This window comes from Catellatospora tritici (assembly GCF_019083965.1).
Lineage (GTDB): Bacteria > Actinomycetota > Actinomycetes > Mycobacteriales > Micromonosporaceae > Catellatospora > Catellatospora tritici.
In genome coordinates this window covers 37,375-51,960 of sequence record NZ_JAHRCY010000034.1, presented here as the reverse complement: position 1 = coordinate 51,960, position 14,586 = coordinate 37,375, and the positions used below count along the sequence as shown (strand labels likewise).

15 protein-coding genes are annotated in these 14,586 nt (G+C 72.7%); 8 read left to right on the top strand and 7 right to left on the bottom strand.

Annotated elements, in window-relative coordinates:
* Nucleotides 1–50 precede the first annotated feature (50 nt).
* Nucleotides 51–1,082 (bottom strand): hypothetical protein, encoded by a 1,032-nt coding sequence (locus KUA19_RS39550; RefSeq protein ID WP_217404700.1) that lies wholly within the window; start codon nucleotides 1,080–1,082, stop codon nucleotides 51–53.
* An 83-nt stretch (nucleotides 1,083–1,165) separates the two neighbouring features.
* On the opposite strand from KUA19_RS39550, the gene KUA19_RS39545 reads away from it, so the two are divergent.
* From KUA19_RS39545 to htpG, 4 genes are all read left to right on the top strand, one after another.
* Nucleotides 1,166–1,819 carry a copper resistance CopC family protein gene (locus KUA19_RS39545; protein WP_217404698.1) on the top strand — a complete coding sequence of 218 codons (654 nt, stop codon included), beginning with the start codon at nucleotides 1,166–1,168 and terminating at the stop codon, nucleotides 1,817–1,819.
* A gap of 69 nt (nucleotides 1,820–1,888) precedes the next feature.
* Complete coding sequence (locus KUA19_RS39540) at nucleotides 1,889–2,221, top strand: STAS domain-containing protein (RefSeq protein ID WP_217404696.1); 333 nt, start codon at nucleotides 1,889–1,891, stop codon at nucleotides 2,219–2,221.
* A gap of 62 nt (nucleotides 2,222–2,283) precedes the next feature.
* Nucleotides 2,284–3,048: an alpha/beta fold hydrolase gene (locus KUA19_RS39535; RefSeq protein WP_217404694.1), complete on the top strand. Its 765-nt coding sequence runs from the start codon at nucleotides 2,284–2,286 to the stop codon at nucleotides 3,046–3,048.
* A 109-nt stretch (nucleotides 3,049–3,157) separates the two neighbouring features.
* The gene (gene htpG / locus KUA19_RS39530) at nucleotides 3,158–5,023 is read left to right on the top strand and encodes a molecular chaperone HtpG (RefSeq protein WP_308167910.1); all 1,866 of its coding nucleotides are present in this window, start codon (nucleotides 3,158–3,160) and stop codon (nucleotides 5,021–5,023) included.
* 24 nt (nucleotides 5,024–5,047) lie between these two features.
* On the opposite strand, the gene KUA19_RS39525 is transcribed toward htpG, so the two are convergent.
* Nucleotides 5,048–7,927, bottom strand: a complete 2,880-nt coding sequence (locus KUA19_RS39525) for an AfsR/SARP family transcriptional regulator (protein WP_217404692.1) — start codon at nucleotides 7,925–7,927, stop codon at nucleotides 5,048–5,050.
* A gap of 208 nt (nucleotides 7,928–8,135) precedes the next feature.
* Here KUA19_RS39525 and KUA19_RS39520 point away from each other — a divergent pair, with 208 nt between their 5' ends.
* A complete protein-coding gene (locus KUA19_RS39520; protein ID WP_217404690.1) occupies nucleotides 8,136–9,170 on the top strand; it encodes a glycoside hydrolase family protein in 1,035 nt (344 codons plus the stop codon).
* A 78-nt stretch (nucleotides 9,171–9,248) separates the two neighbouring features.
* Nucleotides 9,249–9,557, top strand: a complete 309-nt coding sequence (locus KUA19_RS39515) for a hypothetical protein (RefSeq protein ID WP_217404688.1) — start codon at nucleotides 9,249–9,251, stop codon at nucleotides 9,555–9,557.
* Nucleotides 9,558–9,608: 51 nt separating this feature from the next.
* On the opposite strand, the gene KUA19_RS39510 is transcribed toward KUA19_RS39515, so the two are convergent.
* Nucleotides 9,609–10,550, bottom strand: coding sequence for an SDR family NAD(P)-dependent oxidoreductase (locus tag KUA19_RS39510; protein WP_217404686.1), 942 nt, complete (start codon nucleotides 10,548–10,550; stop codon nucleotides 9,609–9,611).
* 171 nt (nucleotides 10,551–10,721) lie between these two features.
* Between KUA19_RS39510 and KUA19_RS39505 the strand changes: the two genes are divergently transcribed.
* The gene (locus KUA19_RS39505; protein WP_308167909.1) at nucleotides 10,722–11,294 is read left to right on the top strand and encodes a TetR/AcrR family transcriptional regulator; all 573 of its coding nucleotides are present in this window, start codon (nucleotides 10,722–10,724) and stop codon (nucleotides 11,292–11,294) included.
* Nucleotides 11,295–11,455: 161 nt separating this feature from the next.
* Here the strand turns inward: KUA19_RS39505 and KUA19_RS39500 are convergent, their stop codons facing one another.
* Complete coding sequence (locus KUA19_RS39500) at nucleotides 11,456–12,280, bottom strand: alpha/beta fold hydrolase (protein WP_217404684.1); 825 nt, start codon at nucleotides 12,278–12,280, stop codon at nucleotides 11,456–11,458.
* A 45-nt stretch (nucleotides 12,281–12,325) separates the two neighbouring features.
* Nucleotides 12,326–12,697 carry a hypothetical protein gene (locus tag KUA19_RS39495; protein ID WP_217404675.1) on the bottom strand — a complete coding sequence of 124 codons (372 nt, stop codon included), beginning with the start codon at nucleotides 12,695–12,697 and terminating at the stop codon, nucleotides 12,326–12,328.
* A 115-nt stretch (nucleotides 12,698–12,812) separates the two neighbouring features.
* Here KUA19_RS39495 and KUA19_RS39490 point away from each other — a divergent pair, with 115 nt between their 5' ends.
* Entirely contained in the window at nucleotides 12,813–13,604 is a 792-nt protein-coding gene (locus KUA19_RS39490; protein WP_308167908.1) for an SDR family NAD(P)-dependent oxidoreductase, read from the top strand.
* 7 nt (nucleotides 13,605–13,611) lie between these two features.
* Here KUA19_RS39490 and KUA19_RS39485 read toward each other — a convergent pair whose 3' ends face one another.
* Nucleotides 13,612–14,040, bottom strand: a complete 429-nt coding sequence (locus tag KUA19_RS39485; RefSeq protein ID WP_217404673.1) for a hypothetical protein — start codon at nucleotides 14,038–14,040, stop codon at nucleotides 13,612–13,614.
* A gap of 117 nt (nucleotides 14,041–14,157) precedes the next feature.
* Nucleotides 14,158–14,298, bottom strand: coding sequence for a hypothetical protein (locus tag KUA19_RS39480; RefSeq protein WP_217404671.1), 141 nt, complete (start codon nucleotides 14,296–14,298; stop codon nucleotides 14,158–14,160).
* Between the last annotated feature and the right edge of the window lie 288 nt (nucleotides 14,299–14,586).

Here is a 14,586-nt window from a genome sequence, read left to right as displayed (position 1 = left end):
CTGACCAGGACCGGGCGCATCAGCCTGGGCAGAGCCTCAGGCCGCCCGCGTCAGGGACGTTGAGCCTCGGGCCGGAACTCGTGCAGCGGGTCCCAGTGCGCGGCGTACCGCAGCAGTGAACCGGCCAGGTCGGGGTGGGTGGCCGCCCACACGTCGTCGAACAGGAACCACTGCTGGTGCCCGAACGTCTCGCTCACGTGCATGGACAGCTGGGCCAGGTGCGGATCGGTGCGCAGCAGGGACAGCTCCGGTTCGCGCCCGGCGGTCAGCGGCCCCGCGTGGGTGGCGAGGTCGAGTGCCATGGGGTGGGCCACCCGGTGTTCGTCGGGCAGGCGCGGCCACGGGCGCCGGTTGAGGTCGAAGCCCGGCCACTCGTTGCAGCGCCGCAGCGCGGGCTCCAACTCGTCCTCGCCCGGGGCGGACAGGGCGCGCAGCACCAGCAGTTCGGGTGGCCAGCCCGTCAGTGGCGGGCTCAGCTCGCGCAGGTGCGCGGCGAAGCCGGGCAGGCGTACGCCGGGGAAGGCCAGCGGTGGCGGGCACTCGAACGAGGAGCCGTCGCGGAAGGTGAGCAAGACGGCGTACACGGTGCCCGGACCGTCCCCGGGCTGCGCGGCGACCCGCACCGGTATGCCGGTGGCGGCGAAGCCACCCGACCCGGTCGCGTCGCCCGGCAGCGGCCACTGGTCGCGCAGCACGAACGCGAACCGGTCCGGCGCGGCCGCCAACGCCGTGTCGGCCAGGAGGAAGTACGCGAGGTCGACCTCGTCATCGTCGGTCTTGACCCGCAGCGCGTGCCCGTCGAACTGCAGGCTCTGCGGCATGTCGCCCTCGATGTAGAGGTACTTGTCCAGTAGCTGGAACAGCTCGCGCCACGTCCGCGGCGCGGGCAGCGCGTGGGCCCGAGCGGCCTCGAAGATGGACGCCAGGCCGTACACCGGACCGCCCAGTTCCCGTTCGACCAGTTCGGTGGGGCTGTCGGTGTCCCAGCACCGGCGGAACCAGTCGAGCACGCTCGCATCGGGCAGGCGGCGCACCCGGCGGCTGAGCGGTCCCTCGTAGTGCGACCGGTACACGAAGTACATGGTTCGCATGGTAAAGGGCCGGTCTGTCAGCCATCGTCGGCAACCGATGGTACGTACGGCCGTGATGGCTTAGCTTCATGGGCATGTTTCGTAAGATCGCCGTCGTGGCTCTGGCCACGGCGCTGGCCATCGCGCTGCCGTCCCCCGCCCGCGCGCACGGTCAGCTCGCCTTCTCCGACCCGGCCGACAAGACCACGGTCACCGATGCCCGTGACCGGGTCACCCTCTACTTCACCGAGCGGGCGGCCTCCAACGCATTCTTCTCGGTGACCGCGCCCGACGGCACCCGCGTCGACCACGGCTGGTCCGGCGGCGAGCCCAAGCCGCTCGACAAGCCGGTGACGGAACTGACCCTGCGCGACGGCAAGTGGGAGCCGCAGGAGTACCGCACCGGGTTCCCGACCGTGGTGCCGGTGTCGCACTGGCCCCAGCAGGGCGTGTACACGATCAAGTTCATCAGCCTCGCCTCCGACGGCGACAAGGTGTCCGGGGAGATCCGCTTCGACTACCAGGGACCGGTCTCGGCGGCCCCGTCCGACTGGCAGCCGCCGACCAACCAGCCCGACCCGACCCTGCTGGGCCAGTCCGGCCCGAGCGCGGCGGCCGCGCCGACCGGGGCGTCGGCGGCGGCGCCGGACAGCGGCGGGACCTCGTGGCCGTACTGGCTGATCGCGGGCTTGCTCGTGGTCGCCGCCGGGGGATACCTGGTGGCGCGCCGCCCCCGCGCCCGCCGCTGACGCCCGACCGCCGGACAGGACACCCCCCGGGGGTGGCTGCCCGGCGGTCGATGTGGTCGACTGTGCGGTATGGCTGCTGGATCCCGTCCCCGTGCGTCGCACACCGTCACGCCGCTGGAGGGCGGCGTCCGCGTCTCGATCTCCGGTGAGGTCGACCTCGCCAGCGCGGACCTCGTCCAGCAGTGGCTCACCAGCGCTGTCGACGACTGCGCCGCCGACGGTGCGGTCGAGGTGGATCTGAGCGGCCTCGACTTCATCGACTCCACCGGCATCCGCGCCCTGGTCATGGCCCGTCGCCACGCCATGTCGGCCGGGGTCGGGCTGTACCTCGACGGCGCACGGGGCATGGTCGAGCGGATCCTGCGCGTCGCGGGCGTGCTGGACGTGTTCGCCCGCCCCTGACCGAACCCGGCCAGGCCACTTTCGGGGCGGCGGTCCCCGCCGTCGACCGGTATGGTCGCCGGGTGCGTACCGCTCACCTCTCGTGGCGCCGCTTCGGCGCCCAGCCGGACACCGTCGAGCCCAGCGTCGTGCTGCTGCACGGGTTCACGGACTCGGCCGACTGCTGGGAGCCGGTCGCGGCCGGGCTGACCGCGAAAACCCCCGCGATCGCGGTGGATGCGCGCGGCCACGGCGCCTCCGGCCTGCCTGACGAGCCGACCGGCCCGCACCGTCATGCCGCCGACGTGGCGCTGGTGCTCGACGCGCTCGGGCTGTCGGGGCTGACCGTGATCGGTCACTCGATGGGCGCGGTCACCGCCGCCGCGTTGGCCGGGGACCGCCCCGACCTGGTGCGCACCCTGGTCCTGGAGGATCCGCCCGCGATCTGGGAGCCGGCCGTGATCGCCGAGCCGCCCCAGTGGATCGTCGAGCTGAAGGCGCTCGACCACGCCGGGCGGATGGCCCGGGGCCGGGCGGAGAACCCGGCGTGGCCGTCGACGGAGTTCGACACCTGGTCGCGTAGCAAAGCCGAGTTCGACATCCGCTTCTGTGGACTGCCGTTCGAGCGCGGCGTCGCGCTGCCGGATCTGCTCGCCCGCACGTGGTGCCCGGCACTGCTGCTGCACGGCGACCCCGCCCGCGGTGCGCTGCTGACCGGCGAAGACGTCGCCGCGTGCGTGGCGGCCACCGACGGCCGGGTGACGGCGCGGTATCTGGATGCCGGGCACTGCCTGCGTCGCGACGACCCGGCGGCGTTCCTGGCGGCGGTGGGGGAGTTCCTGGGCTGACGCCGGGTCACGTGCGGAGCACCCCGAGTTGCCTCAGCGGGTCGGCTGATGCTAAATCTGCATTGGCACTCCGACAGGGTGAGTGCTAACGCAGAAGGGGGATGTGCCCGTGGGTCAGGTCGAAACGTTCGAGTTCCAGGCGGAGGCGCAGCAGCTGCTCCAGCTGATGATCCATTCCATCTACTCGAACAAGGACGTCTTCCTGCGTGAGCTCGTCTCCAACGCCTCGGACGCCCTCGACAAACTGCGGCTGGAGTCGCTGGTCGACAAGGACCTCGACGCCGACACCAGCGACCTGCACATCGAGCTCACGGTCGACCGCGAGCAGCGCACCCTGACCGTCCGCGACAACGGCATCGGCATGACGCGTGACCAGGTCGTCGAGCTGATCGGCACGATCGCCCGGTCCGGCACGGCCGAGTTCGTCAGCCGGTGGCAGCAGGCCAAGCAGGACGGCACCGCCGAACTCATCGGCAAGTTCGGCGTCGGGTTCTACTCCAGCTTCATGGTCGCCGACCGGGTCGTCCTGGTGACCCGCCGCGCGGGCCAGACCGAGGGCACCCGGTGGGAGTCGGCCGGTGCGGACACCTACGAGGTGTCCACCGTCGCGGACGCGCCCCCCGGCACCGCCGTCACGCTGCACCTGAAGCCGGCCGACGAGGACAACCACCTTTTCGACTACGCCGATCCGGCCGTGCTGCGGCGCATCGTCAAGCGCTACTCCGACTTCATCTCCTGGCCGATCCGGATGCTCGCCCCGGAGGCCGAGGAGCCCGAGACCCTCAACTCGATGAAGGCCCTGTGGTCCCGGCCCGCCGCCGAGATCAAGCCTGAGGAGTACACCGAGTTCTACCGGCACGTCAGCCACGACTGGACCGACCCGCTGGAGACGATCCACCTGCGGGCCGAGGGCACGCTGACCTTCGACGCGCTGCTGTTCCTGCCCGCCCGCGCCCCGTACGACCTGTTCACCCGGGGCACCCGGCGCGGGGTGCAGCTCTACATCCGGCGCGTGTTCATCATGGACGACTGCGAGGCGCTGCTGCCGGAGTACCTGCGCTTCGTCAAGGGCGTGGTCGACGCCGCCGACCTGTCGCTCAACGTCTCCCGGGAGATCCTCCAGCAGGACCGGCAGATCCAGACGATCCGTAAGCGCCTGGTCCGCAAGGTGCTCGGCACGCTCAAGGACATGCTGGCCAAGGACCCGGAGCGGTACGCGGGATTCTGGCGCGAGTTCGGCCAGGCGGTCAAGGAGGGCCTGGTCAACGACCCGGACAACCAGGCGGCGATCCTCGACGTGGTTCAGCTGACGTCCACGCACGACCCGGCCCGGCCGACCACCCTGCGCGAGTACGTCGAGCGCATGAAGCCCGACCAGACCGAGATCTTCTACCTGGTCGGTGAGCAGCGCTCGACCCTGGAGAACTCGCCGCACCTGGAGGCGTTCGCCGCCAACGGCATCGAGGTGCTGCTGCTGCACGACCCGGTCGACGCGATGTGGGTCGACATGGTCGGCGACTTCGACGGCAAGTCCTTCACCTCGGCCAGCCGGGGCGAGGCCGACCTGAAGTCCGAGCGCGACGCCGAGCCCGCCACCGAGACGTTCACCGAGCTGCTGGGCTGGATGGGCACCAGGCTGACGGAGAAGGTCAAGGAGGTGCGGCTGAGCTCGCGGTTGACCACCTCGGCGGCCTGCCTGGTGTCCGACGCGTTCGACGCCCCGCCCGCGCTGGAGCGCCTCTACCGGGCGATGGGCCAGGACGTGCCGAAGACCAAACGCATCCTGGAGCTGAACCCGCAGCACCAGTTGGTGGAGAAGCTGCGCGCCGCCCACGCCGAACGGGGCGACGACGACGCGCTGGCCGAGACCGCCGAGTTCCTCTACGCGATGGCGCTGCTGGCCGAGGGCGGCGAACTCGACGACCCGGCCGGGTTCGCCCGCCGCCTGGCCGACCGCCTGTCACGCACGCTCTGACCGGGCGCGCGCCGGACTCGTGCGTCAGCCGAGTTCGGCGCGGAGCCGGGCCGCCTCGGCCGGGTTGACCTGGTCGAGGATCCGCAGCGCGGCCACCAGGTGGTCGGCTGCCGCACCCGGTTCGTCCGAGCGCAGCAGCCGGGCCAGCCCCGCGTGCGCGGTCGCCTCGAAGTGCCGGGTGCCGATCTCGCGGGCGAGCGCCACGCTGCGCCGATACTCGGCCACCGCCTGGTCGGCGGCACCGGCCTGCGCGTACGACTTGGCCAGGTCGTTGCGGACCTCGACCTCCTCGCCCCGCGACCCGGACGAGCTGATCTCGGCCAGCGCCTGCTCGATCAGGTCGACGGCCTCGTGGGGGCGGCCGGTGTCGCGCATGACGTTGCCCAGGATCCACGCCGCCGCCATCACCTGGTGCCGGTCGCCGGTCCGCTCGGCGATCTCGCGCGCCTCGGTCAGCAGCGGCATGGCCAGCTCCGGCTCGCCCGCGCGGCAGTGGCCCTCGGCCAGGTTGTGCAGCGCGCGGGCGACGTCGAGGTCGCTGCCGTCGGCCCGGATCTCCGCCAGGTGCGTCCGCAGGATCTCCCGCGCCTGCTCGACCTGGCCGTTGTGCAGGTACAGCGTGGGCAGGCTGCCGCTGAGCATGGCCGCCGTGAACGCCCGGTCCCCGGCCCGGCGGGCCGCGTCCAGGCCCAGCCGCACCTGGACCAGCGCGTCGTCGTAGCGGCCCTGGTGTTCGTAGGACAGGGCCAGGTTGGCGTACGACCGGGCCACGCCCGCGTGGTCACCCAGCGCGCTACGCACCCCGACGCAGCGCTCGTGGATGGCGATCGCCTCGTCGTATCGCCCCGCCTTGATGTACGCCCCGCCCAGCCCGTTGAGCACCGAGGCCTGCAGGCCCTCGTCGATGCCGTCGCCGGCGGCCACGGCCCGCTCGAACATCGCGATCCAGTCGGTGGTGTGCCCGGCGAAGTGCAGGAACCGCCACAGCGGCACCGCCAGCCGGGCCGCCGCCTCACCCCAGCCCAGTTCGGCCGCGCGGGCCACGCACTCGACCAGGTTGCGCCGCTCCTGCTCCAGCCACGCCCGCGCCCGCGCGGCGACATCGTCGTGTCCGGACAGCAGCTGCTCGTTGGCGGTCTCGGCGCGGCGGGTGTAGTCGGCCAGCAGCCGTCGCAGCGGCGCGCCGGTATCCTCGGCGAGCTCGTCCAGCGCGGTGCGGGCGTAGTCGCCGATCAGGTCGTGCCAGGTGAACCGACCCGGGGCATGCTCGTCGAGCAGATGCCCGGCGGCCAGCCGCTCCAGCAGCCGCGCGGCCGTGTCGAGATCGGCCCCGGCCAGCGCCGCGACGGTGTCGGCGGTGACGTCGACGCCGGGAAACACCCCGAGCAACCGGAATCCGGCCTGGTCGGCGGGGGACAGGGCGTGGCACGACTGGTCGAGCACGGACCGCACGGCCAGGTCCTCGTCGTCGTCGAGGGCGAGCGCGGCGACCCGGCTGCGGGCGCGCAGCGCGGCGACGTAGGAGGCGGTGTCCAGGTCGGGCTGATCGGCCAGTTGGGCGGCGGCGATGCGCAGCGCCAGCGGCAGATGCGCGCACAGGTCGGCCAGCTCCCGCATGTGCGCCAGGTCGGCGTCGACGCGCTCCTTGCCCAGCACCCGGCGCAGCAGCTCGACCGACTCCTCCGGCGGCAGCAGTCCCAGTGTGAGCCGCTGCGCGCCGTCGTGGGCGACCAGGCCGGACAGACGGTCGCGGCTGGTCACCACGACCAGGCAGCCGGGCTCACCGGGCAGCAGCGGCCGCACCTGCTTGGCGGTGCTGGCGTTGTCGAGCACGATCAGCATGCGCTTGCCCGCGACGGTGTCGCGAAAGCGCGCCACCGCGTCGTCGAGCGCGACCGGGATCGCGTCGGCGGGCACGTCCAGGCACAGCAGCAGGTGGGTCACCGCGTCGATGGGCCGCAGCGGGCGGTCGCGGTCGTAACCGCGCAGGTTGAGGTACAGCTGCCCGTCCGGGAACCGGCCCGCGGCGCCGTGCGCCCAGCGGACCGCCAGCGCCGTCTTGCCCACCCCGGCGGTCCCGGCGATCGCCGTGATCACGGCGGTGTTGCCCGGCTCCTGGGCGACGTCGTCGAGCCACCGCAGGTCACGGTCGCGGCCGGTGAAGTCGGGGATGTTGCGGGGCAGGAACCGAAATCGCGGCGCGGCCGGCGCGGCGGGCGGGTCCAGGGCCGGGTCGGCGTGCAGGATCTGCTGCTGGAGCTGCTGCAGCGGGGGCAGCGGCGCCAGGCCCAGGTCCTCGGTGAAACGCTCGTGGGCGTCGCGGTACACCGCCAGGGCCTCGGCCTGGCGGCCGCTGCGGTACAGCGCGAGCATGAGCTGCCCGCGCGGCCGCTCCCGGTACGGGTGTGCCGTGATCGCCGCGGTCAGCTCGGTGATGACGCCGGTGTGCCGCCCGGCGGCCAGTTCGGCGTCGATCAGGTCCTCGAACGCGGTGAGCCGCAGCTCCTCGAGCCGGTCGTGCTCGGTGCGGGTGCCGTCGGGGGCGTCGAAGTAGGCGTCGCCGCGCCACAGTTCCAGGGCCTGGCGCAGCAGCGCGGTGGCCCGCTGCGGGTCCCCGGCGGCGCGGGCCGTCTCGGCGTCGGCCAGCAGCTGCTCGAACACCTGGGCGTCGAGCTCGCCGGGCAGCAGCGTGATGGTGTATCCGGCCGGGCCGAACTCGATCCGGTCGGTCTTGCCCAGTTGGGTGCGCAGGCGGGAGACGTACACCATCAGCGACTTGCGGGCGGTCTTGGGCGGACGGGCGCCCCACAGGCAGTGCGCGAGCACGTCGGCGGCGACCGGACGCCCCGCCGCGGCGAGGAGCATCACCAGCAGTTGGCGCAGTTTCGGGGTCGCCAGGGTCACGGGCCGGCCATCCAACTTGATGGTCAACGGTCCGAGAACGGCGAACTCGATCACTACTACCCCCGGTTAGGCCGGTGAGCGATCACTGTAGTCGCCACGTACGACCGACTGGAAATTGCTTCTCGCGTTTGCGACCACGGCTGCGGGCGGTCCCGAGGGGTGGCCGCGGCCGGGCGCCGGGCCGCGTGCCCGACTAGGGTGACGGCTCGTGGAGCAGACCCCGCCACCCCGCCCCGGTCGCCACGCCCGTCGCAGCCCGCTGCGCCGCTGGTGGCCCGCGTTGCTGCTGCTGCTACTGGTCGTGCTCGTCGCCACGGTGTGGACGCTGACCCGCCCAGGCGCACCGGCCGACCGGATCGCCGAAGTCGCGGCGCCGTCGGAGTCCGCGAGCGCCGCCGTGCCCGGGTCGGCACCGACGCCGTCCCTGTCCGTGGCGCCGTCCGCGTCGCCCTCGCGCAAGCCGAGCCCCGCCGCGTCGACCACGACCGGTGGCGGTGCGGGCCGCCGCTCGGCGAAGAAGGGCGTCAGCGTGTGGGAGTTCTCGGGCCTGGGCGCGGCGCTGAAGGACGTGGGCGCGTCCTGGTACTACAACTGGGCATCCGGTCCGACCCGGGGTGCGGGCAACTCGGCCGCGTTCGTGCCGATGATCTGGGGTGCGAACTCGGTAAACGACGGGGAGCTGGCCCGCGCCAAGGCCAACGGCCGAGAGCTGCTGGGCTTCAACGAGCCCGACTTCGCCAGCCAGTCCAACATGTCGGTGGAGCGGGCCCTGGAGCTCTGGCCCCGGCTGCAGGCCACCGGGCTGCGGCTGGGCAGCCCCGCGGTGGCCGTCGGAGCGGACCGGCCGGGCGGCTGGCTGGACCGCTTCCTCAGCGGAGCGCGCGACCGCGGCTACCGGGTCGACTTCATCGCCCTGCACTGGTACGGCTCGGACTTCTCGCCCGCCGCGGTCGACCAGCTGCGCGGCTACCTGCAGGCGGTATGGAACCGCTATCACAAGCCGATCTGGCTCACCGAGTACGCCCTGATCAAGTGGGGTGCCAACGGGGCGGTGTTCCCGACCGACGCGCAGCAGGCGTCGTTCGCGACCCGCTCGACCGCGATGCTGCAGAGCCTGTCCTACGTGGAGCGCTATGCCTGGTTCGCGTTGCCGACACCGAAGGAGGGCAACCAGGGCACGGGCCTGTACCGGCCGGGGGCGCTGGCCACGGCCGCCGGGCGGGCGTACCGCGCCGCGGGGTGACCTGGCACATCCACGGGTCTTGTGCGCCGCCCGGTCGTCCACGACCATCGGAGGACCACTTCCGACGGGGGAGTCATCATGCGCACCGATGTCCTGCACCAGCCGAGGATCGCGTTCGACGCCGCCACGGTCCTGACCGACGTGTCCACCGCCGACGAGGCCCTGTTCTCCGGGTACCGGGACCGGCTCGCGGAGCTGCTCGGACCGTCCTACCTGGAGGACCTGCTGGCCACCCGGGCCGGGCTGCTGGCCCCGGGCGGCGCCGAGCGGTGCAACGTCGAGGCGGGTAGGTGGCGGGTGAGATTCGAGGACGCACTGCGCACGCGGTCCGGCCTTGCCGAAGGTCTGCGTGAGCTCACCCGGGCGACCCGGGGGCGGCTCGGCTGACACGCGAGCGCGGGTGGCCGCCGCCCACGGCAGCTGCCACCCGCGTGGTGCTCAGGCCGAGGCCAGGGTGTCCACCGACACCTGCCACAGCCGCTGGGCCGCCGCCAGGTCCAGCGCGTACGCGGCCACGCCGGTGCGGGTGCCCGGCTGGTTCGGCCCGGCCTCGTTGCAGTCCTCGAAGTACCGTCCGCCGACCCCGCTCAGGTAGGGCGCCGTGGCGACCAGCACCGAGGTGGCCGCACCCTGCTCAGGCGACTTCCACAGCACATTGGCGCTGCCCATGGCGACGCGCAGCCGCTCCAGCTCCTCGTCGCTGACGTACCGCTGGAGGTTGGTCCGGATCGCCCCGGGCATCAGCGCGTTGACGGTGATGCCGTCGGCGGCCCAACGTCGCTGCGCTTCGACGGCGAACAGCACGTTGGCCGTCTTGGATTGCCCGTACGCCGCCCACGGCTCGTACTCGCGCTCGCGGAAGTGGATGTCCTCGAACACCACGGGCGAGCGCAGGTGCGCGCTGGAGCTGACCGACACCACGCGGGCGTCGGCGGCGGCGGCCAGGGCCGGGTGCAGGCCGGTGGCCAGCGCGAAGTGGCCGAGGTGGTTGGTGGCGAACTGCAGTTCCCAGCCGCGCGGCGTGCGGGTCTGCGGAGTGGCCATCACCCCGGCGTTGTTGACCAGGATGTGCAGCGGCCCGTCCCAGGCCGCGACGAACGCGGCGACGGTGTCCAGGTCGGCCAGGTCCAACGCCGCGACGTGGATGTCCTTGTTGCCGGTGGTCGCCGTGATGTCTTCGGCGGTGCGCGCCCCGGCGGCGGTGTCGCGCACGGCGAGGGTCACCTGCGCGCCCGCCCCGGCCAGCGCCCGCGCGGTCTCGACACCGATGCCGGAGGCGCCGCCGGTGACCACGGCCCGGCGCCCGGTCAGGTCGATGCCCGCGACGACCTCGGCCGCGGTCGAGGTCGCCGCGAACGGCGTGGTGATTCGCTCAGTCATGATCTTCCGTCCTGACTCGTACGTGCGCCTCCACCAGTTACGATGCTATAAGCGGAGGCAGCTCCGATACGCTCGACAGTAACCGGAGGTTGCTCCGTTTTGCAACCGGGCCCGCCGCTTCGACAATGAACGCTCCGGCGTCGCGCCGGACCCGTATCCGAAGGAGGGCATGTGCCGGGCAGCACCCGTCCGCTGCGCGCCGACGCGCAGCGCAACCGCCAGCGCCTGCTCGACGCCGCGGCACGGGCGTTCGCGCAGGAGGGACCGGAGACCACCCTCGACGCCATCGCCAAGGAGGCCGGAGTCGGCATCGGCACCCTCTACCGCCACTTCCCGACCCGGGAGGCCCTGGTCGAGGCCGCCTACCGCAGCGAGCTCAACCGGCTCTGCGATGGCGTTACCGACCTGCTGCAGAGCATGCCGCCCGACCGTGCGCTGCGGGTCTGGATGGACCGGTTCGTGGAGTACATGACCACCAAACGTGGCATGGGCGAGGTGCTCAAGGCCGTCATCGCCTCGGGTGGCAACCCGTTCGCGCACAGCCGCGACCGCCTGGTCGGGGCGGTCGACACCCTGGTCGCCGCGGGCGCCGCCAACGGGGTGCTGCGCGGCGACGTCGCCGCCGAGGACGTGCTCACCGGCTTGAGCGGGGTGTCGCTGGCGACTGGCGACCCAGGCCGTCGCGCGCAGGCCTCGCGCCTGCTCGACCTGTTGATGGACGGACTGCGCCACCGGCCGGTCTAGTGCCGGTAAGAATCGGCCTGCTGCGCGGATCAAGGGCCGGGTCACCAGCTACGCGGCGCTGATCAACGCCCGGTGGGCGGACGGCCCGCTGCCGCAGGCGTCGACGCTGAGCTGATTCTGTACGGCGGTGTCACCCTCCGGGCGGCACCGCCGTCACCTGCTCACTGCGCGGCCGTGCGGGCCAGGATCGCCTCGGCGACCGCGTCGGGCGCCTGGTCGGGGATCCAGTGGCTCACGCCGGGCACGGTCACGAACCGGTAGTCGCCGGTGACGTGCTCGACGCAGCCCTCCGCCGCGACCCGGCCCACCGCCACGTCGCCGTCGCTCCACACGAACGTGGTCGGCACGCTCACCGGGCCCAGCCGCCCCATGTCATGGAAGGCGCCCGCGCGGTACCAGTTCAGCGCCGCCGTCAGCGCACCGGGCTCCCGCATCGGGGCCACGTACGACTCGATCGACTCGGGCGGGCACCCCGCGAACACCGCCCGCAACCGCTCCGCGTCGTCGCTGAGCAGCATCTCCTCGGCGACTCCCGGCTGCCGGAACAGCTGGATGTACGCCGAGCGCCCCTGCTGGTCGGCGTCGGTCGCCAGCGCGGCGATGTATGCCGCCGGATGCGGCACCGACACCGCGGTCAGCGTGCGCACCCGCCCCGGGTGCCCGGCCGCCAGGTACCAGGCCACCACCGCGCCCCAATCGTGGCCGACCACGTCGGCCCAGGGCACCCCGAGTTCGTCCAATACCGCCAGCGCGTCGGCGACGATCTCGTCCACCCGGTACGACTCGACCTCGGCGGGCCGGGCACCGGGGCTGTAGCCGCGCTGGTCCAGGGCGTACGTGCGCAGCCCGGCCGCGGTCAGCCGCGCCACCACCGCGTCCCACTCGCCCGAGTGCTGCGGGAAGCCGTGCAGCAGCAGCACCGGCCGCCCGTCCTCCGGACCGGACGCCGCCACCTCGAAATCCAGACCCCGCACGTGTACCCGCATGAGATCACCCTATCGGTGCGAGTGTCCGCCGTGGAGCTTCGATGCTCACTGTTCGGGCAGCAGCCGGTCCTTGGCCACCGACAGCCGGACCGTGTCGCCGTCGACGGCGGAGACGGCACGGGCGGGGGCGTACCAGGTGTGGCGGCGCAGGCCGCCGTGGTGGATCTTGATGTACCCCTCGCGCAGCAGTCCCTGGGCCAGTTCGCCGGGCACGTGCGGCTCGTTGGCGGCAGGGTCGAGCACCACCCCGAGCAGGCCGCGCGGCTCGCCGATGAGCTGCCCCTCCTCGGTCACCGCCAGCGGGTCGCCCAGTTTCACCTCGACCACCTCGCCGAGATCGGCACCGGCGCTGTCGTACACCCGCATGCCCTCCTGGACCTGCGCGATCGAGCCGCTGCCGGCCGCCTCCTGGGTCACCCCGACCACCCCCTCCACCTGCGAGTCTGCCCGTCGGTGAAGTCCGCCGACCGCCGATCCGCCCAAACCGGCCGCCCCCGGGCGGGCCGGGCGCCGCCCCAGGCATACGGTGATCGTGCGGGCGCCGGGGCGGCGCCGGGGACCGGGAGGTACGGCGGTGCTGCTCAAGGGCAAGAACGCGATCGTGTACGGCGCGGGCGGCGCCATCGGCGGCGCGGTGTCGCGAGCCTTCGCCGCCCAGGGCGCCACCGTGCACCTGGTCGGCCGCACCCAGGCCCGGCTCGACCGAGTCGCCGAGAAGATCCGCGGTGACGGCGGCGCCGCCGAGCCCGCCGTCGTCGACGCCCTCGACGAGGCCACGGTCACCGCCCATGTCGACGCCGTGGCCGAGGCCTTCGGCAGCGTCGACGTGACCATCAACCTGATCTCGCACGGCGCGGTGCTCGGCAAACCGCTCACCGAGATCAGCCTGGCCGAGTTCGAGGAGCCGGTCCGCACCGCGATCCGCAGCAACTTCCTCACCGCCCGCGCCGCCGCCCGGCACATGACCGCGCAGCGCTCCGGCGCGATCCTGCTGTTCGGCGGGTACGGCGACCCGATGCCCAACCTCGGCGGGATGCAGGTCGCCTTCGGTGGGCTGGAGTCGCTGCGCCGGGCGCTGGCCTGCGAGCTCGGCCCGCGTGGCGTACGCGTGATCACGCTGCAGACCGCCGGGGTGCCCGAGTCGATCCCGGCGGGCATGCCCGGCCGCGACGACGTCGCCGCCGCGATCGAGGCCAAGACGATGCTCGGCCGAGCCGCCAGCCTCGCCGACATCGGCAACGTGGCCGTGTTCGCCGCCTCGGACGCCGCCCGCAGCATCACCGCGACCTCGCTCAACATCACCTGCGGCGCCGTCCCAGGCTGACCGCCCCTCACGAGCGACGGTAGGTGCCCACCCAGAACAGCGAGAAGATCGCGATCACGGCCAGGGCGGTGCCGAGGACGACCAGCCCGTGGAAGCGCAGCAGGAACTCCAATCCCAGCAGCGCCGCCGCAGGCAGCACGCCGAGCCCGACCAGCACCGCGACCTGGGCGGTGCGCGCGACCGTGTGCTGCCACAACTGCTGTCCCAGCGAGCCGGTGCCCTCAGCCCGCCAGACCGGGGCCGCGGCGGTGCTGTCGTCGGTGAACGGGTCGCCGGTGCCGTCCGACCGGCCCCAGCCGACCCCCGTGCCGAGGCGACGGCCCAGCGCCGCCCGCATCCGTCCATCCCAGCTGCGCTGGTAGCGCACCGACAGCACCAGGTACAGGCCCAGCCAGACGATCGCGACGGCGATCTGCGCGGCAACCGACAGACTCATGGCGCGAGAGCCTACGGCCTCGCGCCATGAGTGTCGATGGCGCCATGTGGACCGAACGAAGATACGGAGGCGGGCCGCCGAATGGCTCGATTCCAGGTCCCTGCGCGTCGACGGTGGTCAGACCAGTTCCCGGATCTCGGGTGGCTCGATGCCCAGCCGCCGTAGTGCGCTCGCCCGCACCAGACACTCCCAGGAGCAGCCGCGAGTGCCGTCGGGCCGCCCGACCGTGTAGTGGTTGACCCCGATCTCGCCCGTCACGAACGGGTCCCAGTCGATGCCCCAGCGGTACAGTCAACGCCCCCAGGCCCGGTGCCAGGTCCGAGCCTTGATGTCGCCGAAGGTGAAGAGGGTCACCCACTCGCTGGAGTCCGTTCCCATGCGGCCACCGTAGGCGACCCGCACCGCGGCGATCACCCGATTTTCGGCTCGGGAGGGGGCTTGTGTCGCCGAGCTGACCGGACACTGACGGCGAAACTGCGGGAAACCTTCAGGTGATGTTCAGCGTTCCTGAGGCATGCTTGGCCGTAGGCCACTGCACGCGAGGAG